The 16,323-nt window shown below is 64.6% G+C and carries 12 protein-coding genes; 5 read left to right on the plus strand and 7 right to left on the minus strand.

Annotated features, from left to right (window positions below; all coding sequences use genetic code 11):
- Nucleotides 1-2: 2 nt before the first annotated feature.
- From ACXZ1E_RS08315 to ACXZ1E_RS08325, 3 genes are all read right to left on the minus strand, one after another.
- Complete coding sequence (locus tag ACXZ1E_RS08315; protein WP_458040096.1) at nucleotides 3-1,103, minus strand: YihY/virulence factor BrkB family protein; 1,101 nt, start codon at nucleotides 1,101-1,103, stop codon at nucleotides 3-5.
- Between the two features lie 80 nt (nucleotides 1,104-1,183).
- Nucleotides 1,184-3,073, minus strand: coding sequence for a BCCT family transporter (locus tag ACXZ1E_RS08320; RefSeq protein ID WP_458040097.1), 1,890 nt, complete (start codon nucleotides 3,071-3,073; stop codon nucleotides 1,184-1,186).
- Between the two features lie 22 nt (nucleotides 3,074-3,095).
- Nucleotides 3,096-4,187, minus strand: a complete 1,092-nt coding sequence (locus ACXZ1E_RS08325) for an FUSC family protein (protein WP_458040098.1) — start codon at nucleotides 4,185-4,187, stop codon at nucleotides 3,096-3,098.
- 121 nt (nucleotides 4,188-4,308) lie between these two features.
- On the opposite strand from ACXZ1E_RS08325, the gene ACXZ1E_RS08330 reads away from it, so the two are divergent.
- Both ACXZ1E_RS08330 and ACXZ1E_RS08335 read left to right on the plus strand, forming a co-directional pair.
- Nucleotides 4,309-5,244, plus strand: a complete 936-nt coding sequence (locus ACXZ1E_RS08330) for a UbiA family prenyltransferase (RefSeq protein WP_458351924.1) — start codon at nucleotides 4,309-4,311, stop codon at nucleotides 5,242-5,244.
- Nucleotides 5,245-5,275: 31 nt separating this feature from the next.
- Nucleotides 5,276-6,685 carry a phytoene desaturase family protein gene (locus ACXZ1E_RS08335; RefSeq protein ID WP_458040099.1) on the plus strand — a complete coding sequence of 470 codons (1,410 nt, stop codon included), beginning with the start codon at nucleotides 5,276-5,278 and terminating at the stop codon, nucleotides 6,683-6,685.
- Nucleotides 6,686-6,749: 64 nt separating this feature from the next.
- Here ACXZ1E_RS08335 and ACXZ1E_RS08340 read toward each other — a convergent pair whose 3' ends face one another.
- The 3 genes from ACXZ1E_RS08340 to ACXZ1E_RS08350 form a co-directional block, all read right to left on the minus strand.
- A complete protein-coding gene (locus ACXZ1E_RS08340) occupies nucleotides 6,750-7,160 on the minus strand; it encodes a hypothetical protein (RefSeq protein WP_458040100.1) in 411 nt (136 codons plus the stop codon).
- 499 nt (nucleotides 7,161-7,659) lie between these two features.
- Entirely contained in the window at nucleotides 7,660-8,250 is a 591-nt protein-coding gene (locus ACXZ1E_RS08345) for a hypothetical protein (protein WP_458040101.1), read from the minus strand.
- 223 nt (nucleotides 8,251-8,473) lie between these two features.
- Entirely contained in the window at nucleotides 8,474-11,260 is a 2,787-nt protein-coding gene (locus ACXZ1E_RS08350; protein WP_458040102.1) for an RCC1 domain-containing protein, read from the minus strand.
- Between the two features lie 424 nt (nucleotides 11,261-11,684).
- Between ACXZ1E_RS08350 and ACXZ1E_RS08355 the strand changes: the two genes are divergently transcribed.
- The 3 genes from ACXZ1E_RS08355 (at nucleotide 11,685) to ACXZ1E_RS08365 (ending at nucleotide 13,958) form a co-directional block, all read left to right on the plus strand.
- Nucleotides 11,685-11,918 (plus strand): hypothetical protein, encoded by a 234-nt coding sequence (locus ACXZ1E_RS08355; RefSeq protein ID WP_458040103.1) that lies wholly within the window; start codon nucleotides 11,685-11,687, stop codon nucleotides 11,916-11,918.
- Nucleotides 11,919-12,401: 483 nt separating this feature from the next.
- Nucleotides 12,402-13,595 carry a hypothetical protein gene (locus ACXZ1E_RS08360; RefSeq protein ID WP_458040104.1) on the plus strand — a complete coding sequence of 398 codons (1,194 nt, stop codon included), beginning with the start codon at nucleotides 12,402-12,404 and terminating at the stop codon, nucleotides 13,593-13,595.
- Between the two features lie 78 nt (nucleotides 13,596-13,673).
- Nucleotides 13,674-13,958, plus strand: a complete 285-nt coding sequence (locus ACXZ1E_RS08365) for a helix-turn-helix domain-containing protein (protein WP_458040105.1) — start codon at nucleotides 13,674-13,676, stop codon at nucleotides 13,956-13,958.
- An 8-nt stretch (nucleotides 13,959-13,966) separates the two neighbouring features.
- Here the strand turns inward: ACXZ1E_RS08365 and ACXZ1E_RS08370 are convergent, their stop codons facing one another.
- Nucleotides 13,967-16,321: a TniQ family protein gene (locus tag ACXZ1E_RS08370; RefSeq protein ID WP_458040106.1), complete on the minus strand. Its 2,355-nt coding sequence runs from the start codon at nucleotides 16,319-16,321 to the stop codon at nucleotides 13,967-13,969.
- Between the last annotated feature and the right edge of the window lie 2 nt (nucleotides 16,322-16,323).

The raw sequence follows: 16,323 nt of genomic DNA on the forward strand, positions 1-16,323 counted from the left end.
TCCTATCCGCGGCGCGTCAGGCGTTCCCAGGTGCGGCGAACGAACCGAAGCGTTCGCTTGATCATGGTGTCGGATCTCGGTGGCAGATCCTCGCCCGTGCGCAGCATCTCTCCGCGTTCCTGAGTGATCTGCACCGACCGAATCACCTTGTCACTCGTGGTCGTGTCGCGGGGCGGAAGCTGAAGATCCGTCTCCGCCTGAATGCCGGCCTGCAGCTGTCTGCCCCGTTCGAGCTCGGCGTTGAACTCCGCTCCGAACAAGAGAGCCAGGTTGATGATGAACAGCCAGATCAGGAAGACCACCACACCCGCCAGCGTCCCGAACGTGCGGTTGTAGCTGGCGAAGTTGGCGACATAGATCGCGAGACCGAACGATGCCACGCCGAGTGCGGTGATCGCCAGGATTGCTCCGAGGCTCAGCCAGCGGAATCGAGGCTGGTCGAGATTGGACGTTCCCTTGTAGAGCACTGTCACCATCGCGACGACCGAGAGTGCCAGAAGCGGCCATTTGACGATGTTCCACGCGGCGAGCGCCGTGTCGCCAATCGAGAAGACGTCGCCGATCGCCCGTGAGACCGGCCCAGAGAAGACCACGACCGCGATCACGACGAGAGCCAGGATCATGAGCGCGACCGTGACCGCGAGTTGAGCCGGTTTCCGTTTCCAGTAGGGCCTGCCCTCGCGCACTCCGTAAATCCGATTCATGACGCGACCGAATGCGCCGACGTAGATAGATGCCGACCACACCGAGGTGGCGATACCGATAATGAGTGCGGTGTCGGCGGTCGAGGAGCCGGCGATGTCGTTCAACGGACCTCGGAGGGTGTCTGTCACGCTAGCCGGTGCGACCTGGCTCAGCAGCGCGAAGAGCCGGTCGAGCACTGTCTCACTGTCGCCGAGGACTCCGACGAGCGCGACGATGGCCAGGCCCGCGGGGAAGACCGAGAGGACGGCGAAGAACGTCAGACCTGCGGCGGCGTCGACGCATCCGTCCTGAATGAACTCCTGGATGGTGCGGCGGGAAACGTAGGACCACGTCTGCGCTCGAATCTGCGTGGGACGAGAGGCTCGGGCGGATAGGTCGTTCGGCGACGATTCCGGCATGCACTTCACGCTATCCGGGCATGCTGATCGCCTGCTCCACTCCCGTCGGTTTCCTGTCCGGTCGGGCGAGCTGATGACGCCTACCGGAGCGGGTCTCCGCCGTCGTCGAGTTCGCGATCGGGAACAGCGTCGACGTCCTCGGCCGCACGAGGGTCGTGCTCGACCACGCGATCGATATCACTTGTGGGCACGCCTTCCGGCTCCGCATTCTGGGCATGGAGGGCTCTCGTTGATGCCGTGCGCCCGGGTCCTTCCGACACGTCCGTCATGCCTCCTCGTACCCGCGGTTCCTGCTGCAAGCCGATACGGTACGCGAGTCTGCGCATCCACATCGGCTCGTGCAGCGCACCTTCAGCCGAGGGTTCTTCGACTTCAAGGCCGTAGTACTCGCCGATGTGGTCGACGAACTGCGCCCGCGCGGCACGGTCGTACGCCCGGCGTTCCCGGTTGAACGCGACGACGGTGGACCAGCAGATCAGGAGCATCACGACGCTGAAGGGCAGAGCGATGATGATCGCCGCGGTCTGAAGGGCCTGCAGTCCACCCGCGAGCAACAGCCCCATGGCGAGGACGGCGCTCGTCACGGCAAAGAAGGCCCGCACCCAGCGGCGCGGGTTGATCTGCCCACCGGTCGCGATCATGCCCATGACGAGCGCGCCCGAGTCGGACGACGTCACGAAGAAGACCGTAATCAGCACGATCACGCCGATCGTGAGAACCGGAGTGCCGGGGATGTACGCGAGCATCTGGAACAGCGCCGTGTTGAGGTCGACGCTGCCGTCGGGCTGCGTGAGGGCGCCCGGGTTGGTCAGCTCGATGTACAGCGCCGATCCGCCGAGCACGCTGAACCACAGGATCGTGATGAGTGTCGGTACGAGGATGACGCCCATCACGAACTGCCGCACGGTGCGGCCGCGTGAGATGCGTGCGATGAAGATGCCGACGAACGGCGCCCACGAGATCCACCAGCCCCAGTAGAAGGACGTCCACCCCGCCTGCCATGCCTCGCCGGCGGCGCCTTGGAAGGCACTGACGTTGAACGACAGGCCGATGTAGTTCTGGATGTAGTTGCCGATCGACTGCACCCACTCGCGCAGCAGGAACCCCGTCTGCCCGAACACGAGCAGGTAGATCACAAGCAGGCCGGCGAGGATCAGGTTGAAGGACGACAGCCACTTCATGCCTTTGGTCACGCCGGACAGAACGGATGCGAGTACCAGCACGGTGATCACGGCGATGATGCCGATCTGCACCGGCACGGTCGGTTCGGCCAGGCCCGCGGCATCCAGTCCTGCACTGATCTGCAGCACACCGAGACCGAGCGAGGTCGCAACCCCGAACAGGGTGCCGACGAGCGCTACGACGTCGATCGCGTTGCCCCATCCGCCCTCCACGCGCTTGCCGAGAAGAGGTTCGAGCGACCAGCGGATGGAGATCGGACGCTTGCGCCGATGTATCGCGTAGGCCAGACCCAGTCCCACAACGACGTAGATCGACCACGCCTGAACGCCCCAGTGCAGGTAGGTCTGGCTGAGCGCAGACTGCGCCAGCTGTTGGGGCGTCCCCGATACCCCGGGTCGAGGCGAGACGAAGTGGCTCAGGGGTTCACTGACGCCATAGAACACCAGGCCGATTCCCATGCCCGCCGCGAAAAGCAACGAGAACCACGCACCGAGTGAGAACTCGGGCTTGTCATCGTCTGCCCCGAGACGGATGTCGCCGAACCTGCTGAATCCGATGACCAGCGCGAAGGCCACGAAGAAGGCCGCGATCAGCACGTAGTACCAGTTGAACGCGTTGATGATGCTCGACTGCACCGCGCCGAAGAACTCCTCGGCGAGATGCGGAGCGAGGAGGGCGAAGGCGCTGAACGAGAGGGCGACGACCGCTGCGGGCCAGAACACCCAGCGTTTGATCGTGGAGGGACGACCGCCGGATGCCACCGGCGCCGACCGTTGAGTGGTCGTCATCCGTCCACCCTAGCGAGACCCTTCAGCCGTCATCAGAGCCGGCGAACTGCAGCGACACATCGATGGTCCGACGCAGAAGAGCGGCTGGCGTCAATTCCTCCGCTCTGGTCGCGGCCATGCCGCCACTGGCCTGGACGAGAGTCACGAGATACCGTTCGAGCGACTGGTTAGCCTCCTCCAGCCGTGCGGACGAGTCCTCGGCGCGCAGAGGAGTACCCACGACGGCGCCGCATGCTCGAATTGCGTGCGCGAGCGCGGGGGCCACGTCGCGCCCGAGATTCGCATCATCCTCTCGTTGACGTTCTGCCAGCACATCGGCGAGGTCTCTGACGTAAAGCACGGACCGTTCGAGGGCGTGCAGACGGGCAAGGTTCTCCCGAGGTTCCGAGCGCCGACGCGCTCGGCGCGGGTTCGATTTTTTGCTCTCGTCGGCTTCATAGACCTCTCGACGCACATCGGCGGTGGCCCGGTCTAGCTGGCTCATCGCCGCGTCGAACGTCTCGGCATCCACCGTGCCCTCCTCGACGTGGTCGGCGAGGGAGTCCATTGCCGCGGTGAGGCTCGTGCGTAGCTCCGACAGTCGTCGACCCGCGCGATCGAGATACAGCGGCGGCGCGACGACGAGGTTCACGACGAGACCCACGACGACGCCGAGCGCCATCGTCATGAGGTACGACAACGAGAAGTTCTCCGGGTCCCTGCCGCTGACCAGGAGCACGAAGAGGGCGGCGATCGCCACCCATCCGCGCCCGACACCGAGAATCGGGATTCCCGCGAACAGCATGCCGACCCCGAGAACGACAGCGAGAATGAGGGGCACCGGCACCCCTGCGAAGAGCGCCGCGAGACCCAACAGACCCAGGGTGATTCCGATCGCGAGCCCGATCAGCGCTTGCAGTCCGGAACGGGCGGACTCCGCGACGGTCGGGTACATGCTCACAAGCACCCCGAGCGGCGCGTAGTACGCGTACTGATCGTCTGCGATCGGCAGCAGCGGAGCGAGGTACCAGGCGACAACGACCGCGGCTGCCGTCTTACCCGCCAGCACCAGCCGGCTCGGTTCCGTCATCGCCCGCACCCACCGGGCCGGGGTCGTGATCGCGCGTGAGGTCATGCGATCGATTCTGCGACGGGACGCGTTGTGTGTCTTGGGCCTTGCGCGAAACGTCGATTGCGGCTTCAGCACTGGTCCTGAAGTGCCCGCGCCGGCCCCTCAGCGCCGGACCCACCGTAAAATGACGGAGTACGCATCGTCGGACTCGCCAACTTTTAGCTCGAGGGGTAGTGCCATCGACGAACCCCGGACGCGAGACCTCCGGGCATGGTCGCGTGTCGCCCGTTTGATCCATATCTCTCGGCCCGTGCTGTGGATCAACACCATCGGTACCGGTGTCGTCGGTATGTGGCTGACCGGCCAACTGTTCGACCCGCAGGCGCTCCCGATCCTGCTCTGGCTCACGCTGCCGTTCAATCTGCTGATCTATGGCGTCAACGACATCTACGACCAGGAAACCGATGCGCTGAACCCTCGGAAGGGGTCCATCGAGGGGGCGCGCATCGATCCGGGAGAGGTCCGACTGATCGCGTGGGCGGTCGCCGTGACGAACCTGCCGTTCTTCGTCTACTTCGTCGTCGCGCTTCCGCCTCTCGCGGTCGCCCTGATGCTGCTCTACGCCGGCGTGTTCGTCTTCTACTCCGCGCCCCCGCTCCGATTCAAGACGCGCCCGTTCCTGGATTCCCTGAGCAACGCTGCCTATGCGCTGCCCCTCTTGATCGTGCCTGTCGCGCTCGGCGCACCGCCGGTATGGCCCGCAGTGCTCGGGCTGCTCGCCTGGAGCGTCGCAAAGCACGCCTTCGACGCGGTTCAGGACATCGAAGAGGATCGTGAATCGGGCATCATGACGACGGCGGTGCGGCTCGGACCGCGCGGGACGGCCGTCTGGAGCGGTGCGTGGTGGCTCGTGTCCACCGTGCTTCTCGCCGCGGTCAGTCTGCCCGTCGCCGCCGTCAACCTCGTGATCGCTGGCATCCTGATCGTCTGGCTGATGCGTCGACCGTCCCCCGCGACCGGGCGGCGCCTCTATCCGCTGTCCGTTGCATTTCCGTACATCGCCGGCTCGGTGGCGAGCGGGCTCATCCTTGCCGGCATCTTTTTCGGGACGTACCCATGACGCGGGCGGGCGGGGCTCGGGGGGTGCGGTCGTGAGCCGGATCGTGGTCATCGGCGGCGGGCTCGGGGGGCTCGCTGCATCCGCGTTGCTCGCTCGAGCAGGACACAGAGTCACCCTGCTGGAGTCCGCTCCCACCGTGGGCGGCAAGAGTCGGCGTGTGGAGCTCGACGGCGAACGAGTCGATACGGGCCCGTCTCTCTTCACCTTCCCGGGCGTATGGGGCGAGCTGCTGCGCCGGCTGGATGCGGGGCGCCCCCCGATAGCGCACATCGGCGCGCTCGATCTCGTGCGGCTGCCCGAGATCGGCCGCTACTACCACGACGGCGAGGTCGTCCCGCTGCCGGTGCCGCCCGCGCATCCGTGGTATCCGGCCTGGCAGCGCTTCAGTGATCTGCACGCCCCTCTCGCAGACGATGTCACCGCACTGCTGCTCGCTGATCCCCTCGACCGTGCTTCTCTGCCTGCTCTGCGTCGGTTGCTCGCTGTCTACGGCACGCGGCTGAACACTCGCTCCTACCTCGAGAGTCTCGGGTGGCTGCCGGACGGCCTCCGCGAGATCATCGCCATCCACACCCTCAACGCCGGCGTCTCGCCGGCACGCACCCCGGCGTTGTATGCGAGCATGCCGGCGATCATGGCCGAGACCGGCGCCTGGGTGCCCCGCGGCGGAATCTACGAGATCGTCCTTGCCTTGCAGCGACTAGCGAATGCCGCGGGCGTCGAATTGCGCACCGGTGAGGCGGTGACGAGCCTGGACCGCGGACGGGTCACGACGACCGTTGCCGAGTATCCAGCCGACCTCGTCGTCAGCGCGCTGGACGCCGATCGCCTCAACGAGCTGCTGGGTCGGTCCGTCTCTCGAAGTGCCCGCACGCTCTCGTGCTCCGCCATCGCGATCTATGGCGTGCTGCAAGAAGCCCTGCCTGACGACATCGCCGCGCACAGCGTCATCCTCCCGAGCAAGCCGGCGGCGCTGCACCGCAGCCTGGCGGCCGGGGACGAGCCTGCCGACACGATGGCGTTCGTCAGTCACTACCGCGCGGGGGAGATCTATCCGAATGAGCGGAGCACCCTCGGCATCCTGTTGACCAGCCCCGCGGACGCGAGGGGCTACACGCTCGAGCATCCGTTCGTGCGCCGCGAGATCGAACGGATCTCGACCACCCTGGGCCTCGATGCCCCGCTGACGGACCGCATGGTCGGGAACATCGTCCTCGACCCCCAGTACTACGGCTCCTTCGGCGAACCGCACGGCGCCCTCTACGGCGCTGCACGACCGCTGTGGATGAGCGGGCCGCTGCACCAGCCGGCGCACCACGATCTGCGGACGCCGTGGCTCTGGCGGGTGGGGGCATCCGTTCACCCTGGCGGGGGGATACCGGCGGTGCTCGGCGGGGCGATGATCGCCGTCTCGAAACTCCTCGCGAAGCACCCTGCCTGACTCGTCACCGTGTCCGTGGCGTGGCTGACTCGTCACCGTGTCCGTGGCGTGGCTGACCCCGCCCCTATCGCGGCGCGGTCTGCTCGAGCATCGCGGCGAGCTGGTCGAGAACTCGCTGTTGTTGCTCGTTCAGGACGTCCGTCGTGTAGTCACTCAGCAGGCTCGCGGACTTTCCGAGCTCGAGCGGGTCCGGCTCGTTGAGAAGAACGGGGGCGAGTTCCGCCGCGAAATCCTCCACGATCACGATGAGAGACACGGCGCTGAGCACCGTCGTCACGACGAGGAATCGGCTGCGGAACAGCACTCGCCAACCATCCCGGAGTTGCGCCCAACCGCTGCTCGCGACTGCCGCCTTTCGAGCGTTCGTTGTGTCGATCCGCCCGACGCGGTGCGGGATGAGAAGGGTCAGGAAGGCCACCGCGAGCGACGTCGCGGCGGTAACCCACAGCACGGTCGATCCATCGGACAGCACCATGAGTGCCCGCCACCGCGGGGCCAAGGAGCAAGGCAACCGCACCGAGCGCCTCGCGGATCCCGACAAGGCGCTCGGCCGAGACTCCGCTGTGGCGCACGACGGCCCTGCCGCCGATCGCCCGCGTCCTCAAGCAGGTTCGCGACCACGGGCTCACCAGCGAAGCGCGGTCGCTGCTCGACCAGCGCCTCGCGAACCTCAGCAGGCGGAGCATCGCGCTACTTCAAGCTGGGGGCACCTATCCGAACTCCTGAGCCTGCAGCTCGAGAAGTCCGACTGAACTGTAGGGATTGCTGAGAGATGTCCCCGACGATGGTGTAATTCCGCTCGCGAGAGAGACGAAATGTCTTCGCCAAGTGTCGTTCTCTGGCAACCGACTTGTCCACCACGGATCGGCGAGGCCACCAGCGCACCAGTCGCTCGGCTTCGACGCCTCGAACCGCAGAACGGCCCCGGCGCGCGAATCCACCTCTCGATGCCCGCCCGCGCAACGGGCCTCCGACTACGCTGTCGTGACTTCCTCGCCGTTCTCCGCGCGTTTCACGTTGGCGCCGCGTCGGCCCCGATAGTCCTCAAGGTTGATTACGCCGACGGGCGTGTCAATCGTGGTTGCGGACGCCCCCGAGATGGCCACAGGGAAAGTCGCCTCGTCAGTTGGACGCGTCTCCGCCGTTGTCCCGCGCGAGCCTCGACGGACCCGACTCGTCACCCACTGGCCGAAGCGCTGCACGTCCTCCCTGCCACGCGCATCCCAGTACGCCTGCGCTATGGGCGCGACGACCTCGCGCAGGACCCAAAGGATTCCGTCCGCGGTTTGCTGAACCCGGCGATCGTAAGCTGCCTGCGACTCCGACTCCTCACGTCTAGTGCGAGCCTCGCTCTCACTGTTGAGCCAGGCGTCGAACTCCCTGTCTTCTTCTGGGGTGCCAGGATCGTACGGGCGTGGATTCTTGTACTGATTGATGAGGGTGCCATCCGCGCGCCGAGCTCCGCCTGAGCCGAACTGCGCGTCCGAGATGTCCGCGCCGTCTCCGTCAAGCGCTTCCGCGTCGACGATGAACTGCCGGACTGTCGGTTCCTTCTTATTCGCCATAGATCTTCTCCCCAATGCCCGAGCCTACGACGTTGGCTGCCACTTCGGACTCTCGAACTTCGCTCGCACGATCGGTCGATTTCAGCATCCAGGTGTTTACGCCGCCCGGTGAAGCGAAAGAGTCGCGTCACCGGCACCTGTACCACGACGGATGTGCTGAGCCTGGCGCTCGCTCCACCAATGCGCGGTTCATCAAGACCAAACTCCGCTGGGTTGACTCGATCTACTTGCCGACAGGCGACAACGACTCAACCGCGCGGCTCACGAGACCCCACGAGTTTGACCTGACATTGATCTCGGCGAGGGCTTGACGGGCGGCCTGCCTGTTCACCTCCGCATACTCGAGATTTCGGCCCGCGTCGCCCGCGACAAAAAAGATGTAGCTCGCGTTGTACCGCGCGATGGCAAGACCCATCCACGTCAGATCCTCCGGATACGGATTGCGCGCGTTGAGCATGTCAGTGAACCGGTTTTCTGCCTCTTGAATGGCGCTCAAAGCTGCGTCCAGTCGACCTGATGCCGTGTAGGCGGCAGCCAGATTGCTTGATGCGCGTCCGTGCGCGTAATGTTCCCAGTCGCTGTCGCGAGTCATCGCTCTACGGGCGAGTTGGACGCGTTCGAGAGAGTCGACGTCTGGGAACGGTTCATCTCGCCAACTGACTTTGAAGGGGTTCCACGCACTTCCGGCGCCCTGGAGAAATGACACGCGCCCGTCGTTCGCCTCCACGATGGGCGCGGGCTCACTCGACTCGTCTGCCTCATCGGCGTGGCGAGCCTCTTCTTCGTCGCCGATGGCTACTACGGGCCGGAACTCTGCAGGGACAGCGAGTGCGCCCGACTTGTTGGTCCCCCACGCGATGATGTGTCCTTCGGTCGTCAGCGCGAGATTGTGCGTAGTGTGTGCGGCGATGCCGATCACTTTCACGAGTCCGCTTGGTGCGTCGAGTTGACCGTGAGTGCTGTTGCCCCAGGCGACAATCGTGCCGTCCGCCCTGAGCGCAATCGTGTGTGCGGCGCCGGCAGCAAGCGCGGTGATCGCGAACAGTCCATCTGGAACATCCCCCTCCTCGTTGAAGGTAGTCGCTGCGATTTTCCTCACTTCTCCTGAACGAGTCATTCCCACGAAGTGCTGCGACATCCCGGGGTGCAAACCAGCGACAACGGAGACGAGATCCCTCCGATCGGTCTTGATCTTCAGCCCACCGAATCGACTATCACCCCACGAGACGATTGTCCCGTCCCTCTTCAATGCGACATTCTGGTCGCCGCCGGCGGCGATGGCGACGACGTCTGTGAGAGTCGCGGGAACCTTGATCCGTTCGTCGTCGTAGCCCCACGCGACGACGGTTCCATTTCGCCTGAGTGCCAGGTAGTGTGCGCGGCCCGCGGATACGGCGACGACGTCTGATAGGCCGACGGGAGTTGCCGCTCTTCGTTCGCTGTCTCCCCAGGTAACTACGGTGCCATCGCCTTTCAGCGCGATGCTCTGAAGCCAGCACGCTGCAATCGAAATGACTCCATCCAAGCCTGCAGGGATATCGGTCTGCCCGTGGCCATTCCCACCCCAGCCCACGACGCTGCCGTCGGCGCGAAGGGCAAGCGCGTGCTCCAAACCGGTGGCAATCTGGATTGCGCGCTCCGCATCCCGAAGGACTCTTTTGACCAAGAGTCGTTCAGGGATATTGTGCTGACCATCGTTGGAGCGTCCCCATACGGCGATCGACCCGTCCGACTTCAACGCCATGGCGCAACCATTGCTGACGGCAATCGACTCGACGCCGTAAAGACCGGCGGGCACCCGAATGTTGTCCGAGAACTCGGCACCCCACGCGACGACCGTCCCATCATTTAGAACAGCAAAGCAATCGGACCCAAAGGCCGCAATCGACGCGACGTTCCGTAGTGGTTCGGGCAGCACCATGGCCTCATTCGGGGCGCCGCCTTCCCCCCAAATGATGACTTCGCCGTCGGTTCTGAGCGCGATGGCGTGCTCCCAACCAACGTCTACGCTCCGAACTCCGATCAGCCGCTCAGGCGGCGTCTGACCGCGCATTAGAGCCCCCCAGATAACGACTGATCCATCCGCTCGGAGGGCGAGACGATTCCCAACATCCGTAGCGATTGCAATCACATCAGTCAGAGAGGCCGCGATGTTCGCCTCTTCGGGGAACGCGTGACCCCACTCGACAAGCGTCCCGTCCTTCTTTAGCGCAAGGCTGAAGTCGCGACCCGCGGCAATTGCGGTGACATCCTCGAGATCCTCCGGCACCTCAGTGCATCCGTGATTCCACTCACCCCAGGCCACAACAGTTCCATCCGTGCGCAACGCCAACGAGTGATAGGCGCCGGCCGCAATCGCGACGACCTCGCCGGTGGAGTGAGGTACGTCCAGTTGGCTGTCGTCATTGCTCCCCCACGCGACGACCGTGTCATCTGCCGCTATGGCGAGGCAGTGGCTGTATCCAACCGCGATCGCTTTAGCTCCTTGGCGGGTTGCGCTCGCGCCTTCGTCTGTCACGTCGCCGGGCGCTTGGGTCGCACTCGACGGCGTAGTCTGCAAAGCCGTCTCCTCATGCGAAGTATCGTCGCCATTGAAGAGTGGATTTTCTCGTGCGCGTTGTCTCACAAGCGCAGATGAATCCTGAGCGAGTGCAGCAATCACGCCGACCGGGGCGGCAGAATTCTGACCAATTCCGGCTCTGACCAGCACGGCCGGGTCGGCCGCGAGGCGCTCGGCGGTCTCTGCCGAAAGCCCAGCGTTTCGGGCCACCCAGTACCTCACCTGGTCGTTGACATCGTCCGCGAGAGTCTCAAGTACTCGCGCAGGTGCCGACGCATTGGCGGCAACCGCACCTCTGGTGGCCGGGTCCGTGTCCGCCGCGAGGAGTGCTAGCAGTTCCTCTGGAGATGTCGGGTCTTCGGCCTGCTGGCGCCTTTGATCTGGATCGTGAGATAGAACCACCGGCCCGTCGTCCGCTTCCGGAGCAAATGCAGTAAGGGCGCCGTCCACAAGCGACGCGTCTGATTGCCCGCTGCCGTCACGCAGCGTCCCGTCCGTCAGCGACTCAACTAGAGGCAAATCGCCAGCAGCAGAACGAACGTGCGCCTTCGGTCGATACTGAGCGAGATCAACTCCGCAACTGGAACACCGATCGAGATCGCTAAACGACAGCTTCTGGCCGCAATCCGGACAAAATCTCAACGTGCCTCCCCAGTGGGCATCCGTGTGCGCTGGCCGCGATACGGTCGACCGCAGTCTCCCACAATCCGGCGCTTCTTTCGGCTCTCAATGGGACTCTGTGGGACGCGTAGCGCGAGCAACTTCATCGACTCAAATCGGCTAGATGGGCCGAGTTGAGAGAGGACGCGTAGAGAGCACGGTCCGACGGAATCTCGCTCGAGACATGCAAGGAGTATTGCTAGCTGGCTTTTGGGTGAGCGCGACCAACCATGACCAGAGCCACATCGTCGTGCACCTGCTCGTGCTACCCGCGTCGCTGAACACACACGTGCTGAGCTGCCACCTCGACGATCAGCATCTCGCGAATCCGGGCCACCCGCCGACGTGTATCGAGGCCGACCGGGACGGTGAGATTCTCCAACTCTCGAACGCCGCCGACGCGCCCCGCGACTGGGGAGTTCCTATTGCTCGAAAGCCGGACTGGTAGCCTCCTTGCACTGGCAGCGGGCATTGCGCCCTTCCCGATGGGTGGTGATCTCGGCATGACCCACCTCCGCCTCAGCAATCCGCCTGGCTCGCGGTTCACGACATGCAACGGTCGTAGCTACTTCAGCCATCCTCATCACCGAGACCAAGGGATGTCGGCCGCGAAGTCGATCTGGGCGATAAGCGACGAGGTCGAGTGTCACGTATTCTGCGACACCGAGACGAGAGAGTCGGCGAAGGTCGCGGCCCCATCGCAGGTATGGGCCGTAGCAGCTGACCTCACCCAGCCATTTGGCACTAGGGGCGAAGTCCTTGCTCGATTCATGCCGCCGCAATCCGGCTCCGCCGATTGGCATGGTCATCCCGTTGGCAGGGGGAGCCCAGGCACGACGAAGACCGCTCCAGGTGATGTCATCACGGCGTGGGAAGCCGACGGGTTGGTGTCACATGCACTCGCGAAGAAGCTTCGTAAGCAGGTGATGTGATGGACCTGCGTCGCCTCACGGTAAGAATTCCAGGCCAATGGGAAGATGCCTGGCTCTACAGAGAGAACCTCCTCGTCTGGGATCGTCGAGGACACCTCTACTACGTTCCGGTCGACGCCCTTCGGAACCGTGTCACACAGGCGCAGGATCACCACCACGCAGTTCTCGCAGAACACCTCGTCTTTCGAAGCGAGCGGAAGTCCTCGCACGAGTTTCAGAACTTGCTCGCAATTCCGTCGGTGCGGCGGGAGTTCTTCGCGCCACTCACCGCGAGTGCCGAAGTCGTGGTCCCAATCGACGTCTCTGATTTTCGGCAGGCCTACATCGAGGCGACGCCCGGTAACCTCACCGACACTGTCGCCTACGGCAACAGGCTATTCACCACGAGTGACGCTGGTGTCTTCGAGACACAGTTCGACTCTCGGTACGACGAGGGCGCTCCACTACTTCAGGTTCACGCGGCCCCCGCGACAGCGATCGTCGCCGGAAACGGCCAGTTCGCGGTATCTCTTGGCGAGGTCGGCCTCGTCTCACGGGAGGTTGGGTTCGGGGACGGAGACCAGTGGATCGACTCCGCGCGTGAAGGGATCCTTGAGACGCTCGCGCCGTACTCGCGCACCGTCGCAAGATCCTCTGTTCACCTCGTGAATTACGGCCAGTCACCGGTCCCGGACTTCATACGTGCGACGACACACCTCGAACGCCGTTCGAATGGATTCACGGAGAACATCATCACCGAGTTTGGTGAGCCTTCTTCGCTCGACGAGTCGCTCCACCGGGCGATCGGACCAGTGCTTACTGTCGACGACGTACGGGCCGGTGAGGGGTTTCACATCCTCGGTAACGCCAACTACCGACTCCTAGTTCAAATCGGCGACGAAGTCAGCGTGCTGAACATGCTTGCGACGGGCGACCGCCCACTTCGAGTAACTCCCTACCGTCGAATCGATGTCGGATACGCAATCCCTAGAACACTTAGCCGCACCCTGTCGACACAGGCGCTGCGCTCTGGGTTCCTCGTCGAGCATGTCGGAGGCGTCCATGTTCTAGGAGACTTCGGAATTGTTGAACTTGCGGACGAGTTGGTTGTGCAGGCCCGCACGTTCCCGTCTTCACGGCGCTACGTCGACACAGTCGTCCTAGTGCGGGAAGACAGTTTGGATCTTGTGGGCTTCGTCGACATCGATGGATAGTGACGCGAGCGTCGACAGCTCTCCGAATGCCATACGGATTAGGCCACACCGACGCGTCTTCGCGGCGACGCTGGATCGGTGGCGAAGCGCACCAGACCCGAGGACGCGGCCTGGAGCGACTACGCCGGTGAGCTCGCTACGAATCTTCGCCGCTTACGCCAGGAAGCAGGCCTGAGCCAAGAGGACGTCGCGTACCGCTCTGGACTCACTCGCTACACGTACCAGAAGTACGAGAAAGGCGAGTCGAAGCCGGGGACGCCTGCGAACCCGACGATTCGCACGCTGCTCGCGATGTCGCAGGCGCTGGGCGTCTCGCTCATGGACATCCTTCCCGCGAAGATTCCGGATCTGCGCCTTCGTTAAGCGCGAGCTCACCCTTCGCCGAGGACACGTTCCAGCTCACGCCGCGCGGCGGCGCCGAGCTCAGTAAGGGCGAGCGGCTGACCTCGCATTGCCCGGGTGATCAACGGGCCGCCCGCGTCGGCTCCGAGTCGCTTCATCTGAGTGGCGAGGATGCTGAGCGTCACGCCGATCTCGCGAGCGGCGACCGTCATCGTGTCATGACGCGCGACAACAAGGAACCGCTCCGCGCGCTGCAAAGAGTCCTGGCCAACGAGGATCCGACGCAACAGCGGCGAGTTCCCAGCGCGCGGATCAATGCGAATGGCCGTAGCTCGACTCGCGGCTCCGCGAGCACGTCGCGGGATGCCTGCCGTCTCGAGGTGACGATTGATGGTGGTCATCGTCACTCCCACTTCCGCAGCGATCTCCGGGATTGTGTGGCGCTCGACGAGGTATCGCTGACTCAGCCATTCCGGGTCAATTGCAGCTCCTTGCCTTCCGCTACGCGTTTCTACTCCCTCGTCAGCAAGCACGCGACCGATGGTCTGTCGCGCAACGCCGTGCTCGATTGCGATCTCGCGCACCGACCGACCAGCCGAGTACGCGGCGACCGCTCGCGCAGGCTTCACCGTGGCTCGGGCCGGTCGTGCAGTCGGCCAACGACCATCAATGACGTCGGCGGCATCGGGAAGTCCGCCGACAACCTCAGGGCCGGGCAACCACGCGACGGGCTCGTCAACGCCTCGGTCCCGGATGAAGTCAGCTGCGGCTGAAGCAAGTGCGTCCGCGACGGTGCCTGGCATCCCCGACCGGAACTGAGCCACCTCTACGAAGGAGGGGAACCCGGGATCATCGGCGAAAGGCGCACGAGACAACCTGTTGCCGCTCACGAGCGCATAGAGATGAGCGCGAGCGGCCTGCCAACGCCGATCACCGCCCGGCAGCACGTTCGCAATCCGACAGATCTCTACCCACTCGTCACGCGGCAACATGCCGGCATAGTCGAGAGACCGGCGACGCGCGAAGTCGATCGGCGTGGACTGCTCGTCCAGGAACGAGGCGAGTCGAGCGATCACGCGGATGGTGTCCGCCTCTGGTGCGTTTCGCCCGAGGGATCGCATCACGTGACTGACCTGACGGCCGCGAGCCTCGGCGTCAAGAAGCTTGATCGCGGAGCCGTGCGTTAGTTGAGTGCCGACGAAGACTACGGCTGCCGAAAGCGCGCCGCCCGCGATCTCAGCATCCAACCGACGCGGAGCGAGTCGCGCGGTCACCTCGGGCCAGAGCACCGCCGGCAGCTTCGCTGCGCGAGCTTCCGGATCTGCAGCTGACAACTTCAGTGATTGGAGCGTTGCCGTCGGTCGCCTGACCCGGCCGAGCGCCCGACTCACGTGATCGCGAAGCGGCGGCGAGTAGTGGTCCAGAGCGGTATGGACGCTGACTCGACCGCGCAGCAGGTCTGCGACTCGTTCACCTGCCTGTAGCGCCTCGAACGCGATCGTGTTGCCGAGCGCGACCTCCGCCGCGGTGCTCGGCCTTAGATCGACTTTACCGGTGCGCGGTTGCGCTGCAATCACGCTGGGGTCGATCGAATCCACCTGCATCCACTCGAATCGCTGGTCATCAGCAAGTGCCTGTCTCCCCGCTCGGGACAGTAGCGACATGTCGGAAAGGACCTGAATGGTGCTCGGCCTGCCGTCGGCGTAGATGCCGAACTCGCCGACGCCGGATGCGACGACCTTCAGAATTGCTCGCTGCGCTTCCCGCGTCGCGTCTTCCGCGAAGACAAGCTCGCCAGTGGCAGTGAGGTTGGCCCCACAGCGCGAGCGGATGGCCGGCGCCTCTGTCGAGGGTCGATTGTGGCAATGGCCCGGCTCGGGCACGAGGGTGATGGGATGCCCGATGAGGCGGGGTGGTTGCCCGCACGTCGGGCACGCATCGACGAGCAACCTCTTGTGGCGCAGACACGCGAATCCGAACGGGAACTGCCACGACAGCCGCCACCTGCCGCCGGAGTCTGCGAGGCAGTCGGGGCAGTACCGGGCGGCGACTCCGGTGCTCGGACACGAGGCGCTGATCCGTCCCTGCGGCGTGAGGCGGATGGCGTTCGCGGCGAACACGGTGCGCGTCATCGCACGGTACTCGTCGGCGGGCCGGCCTGTCGTCAGCTCCAGGTTCGTGAGTTGCTGCGGCTCGAGCGCGGTCGACCAGGCTCGCGCGGACTGGGGGGTTGCCGCCGGTACGCCGTCGGCGTCGATGAGGCCCAGGGCACGTGCCATCTCCCCGACGGTGGCCCCATAGTCATGCGCCATGTACTCGACCCACGAGTCGAGCGGCTCGTCAGGAAGCGGCATCGCGACGTGCAGCAGGCGACGCACCGTCACGC

This window comes from Pacificispira sp. HM-600 (genome assembly GCF_977993705.1).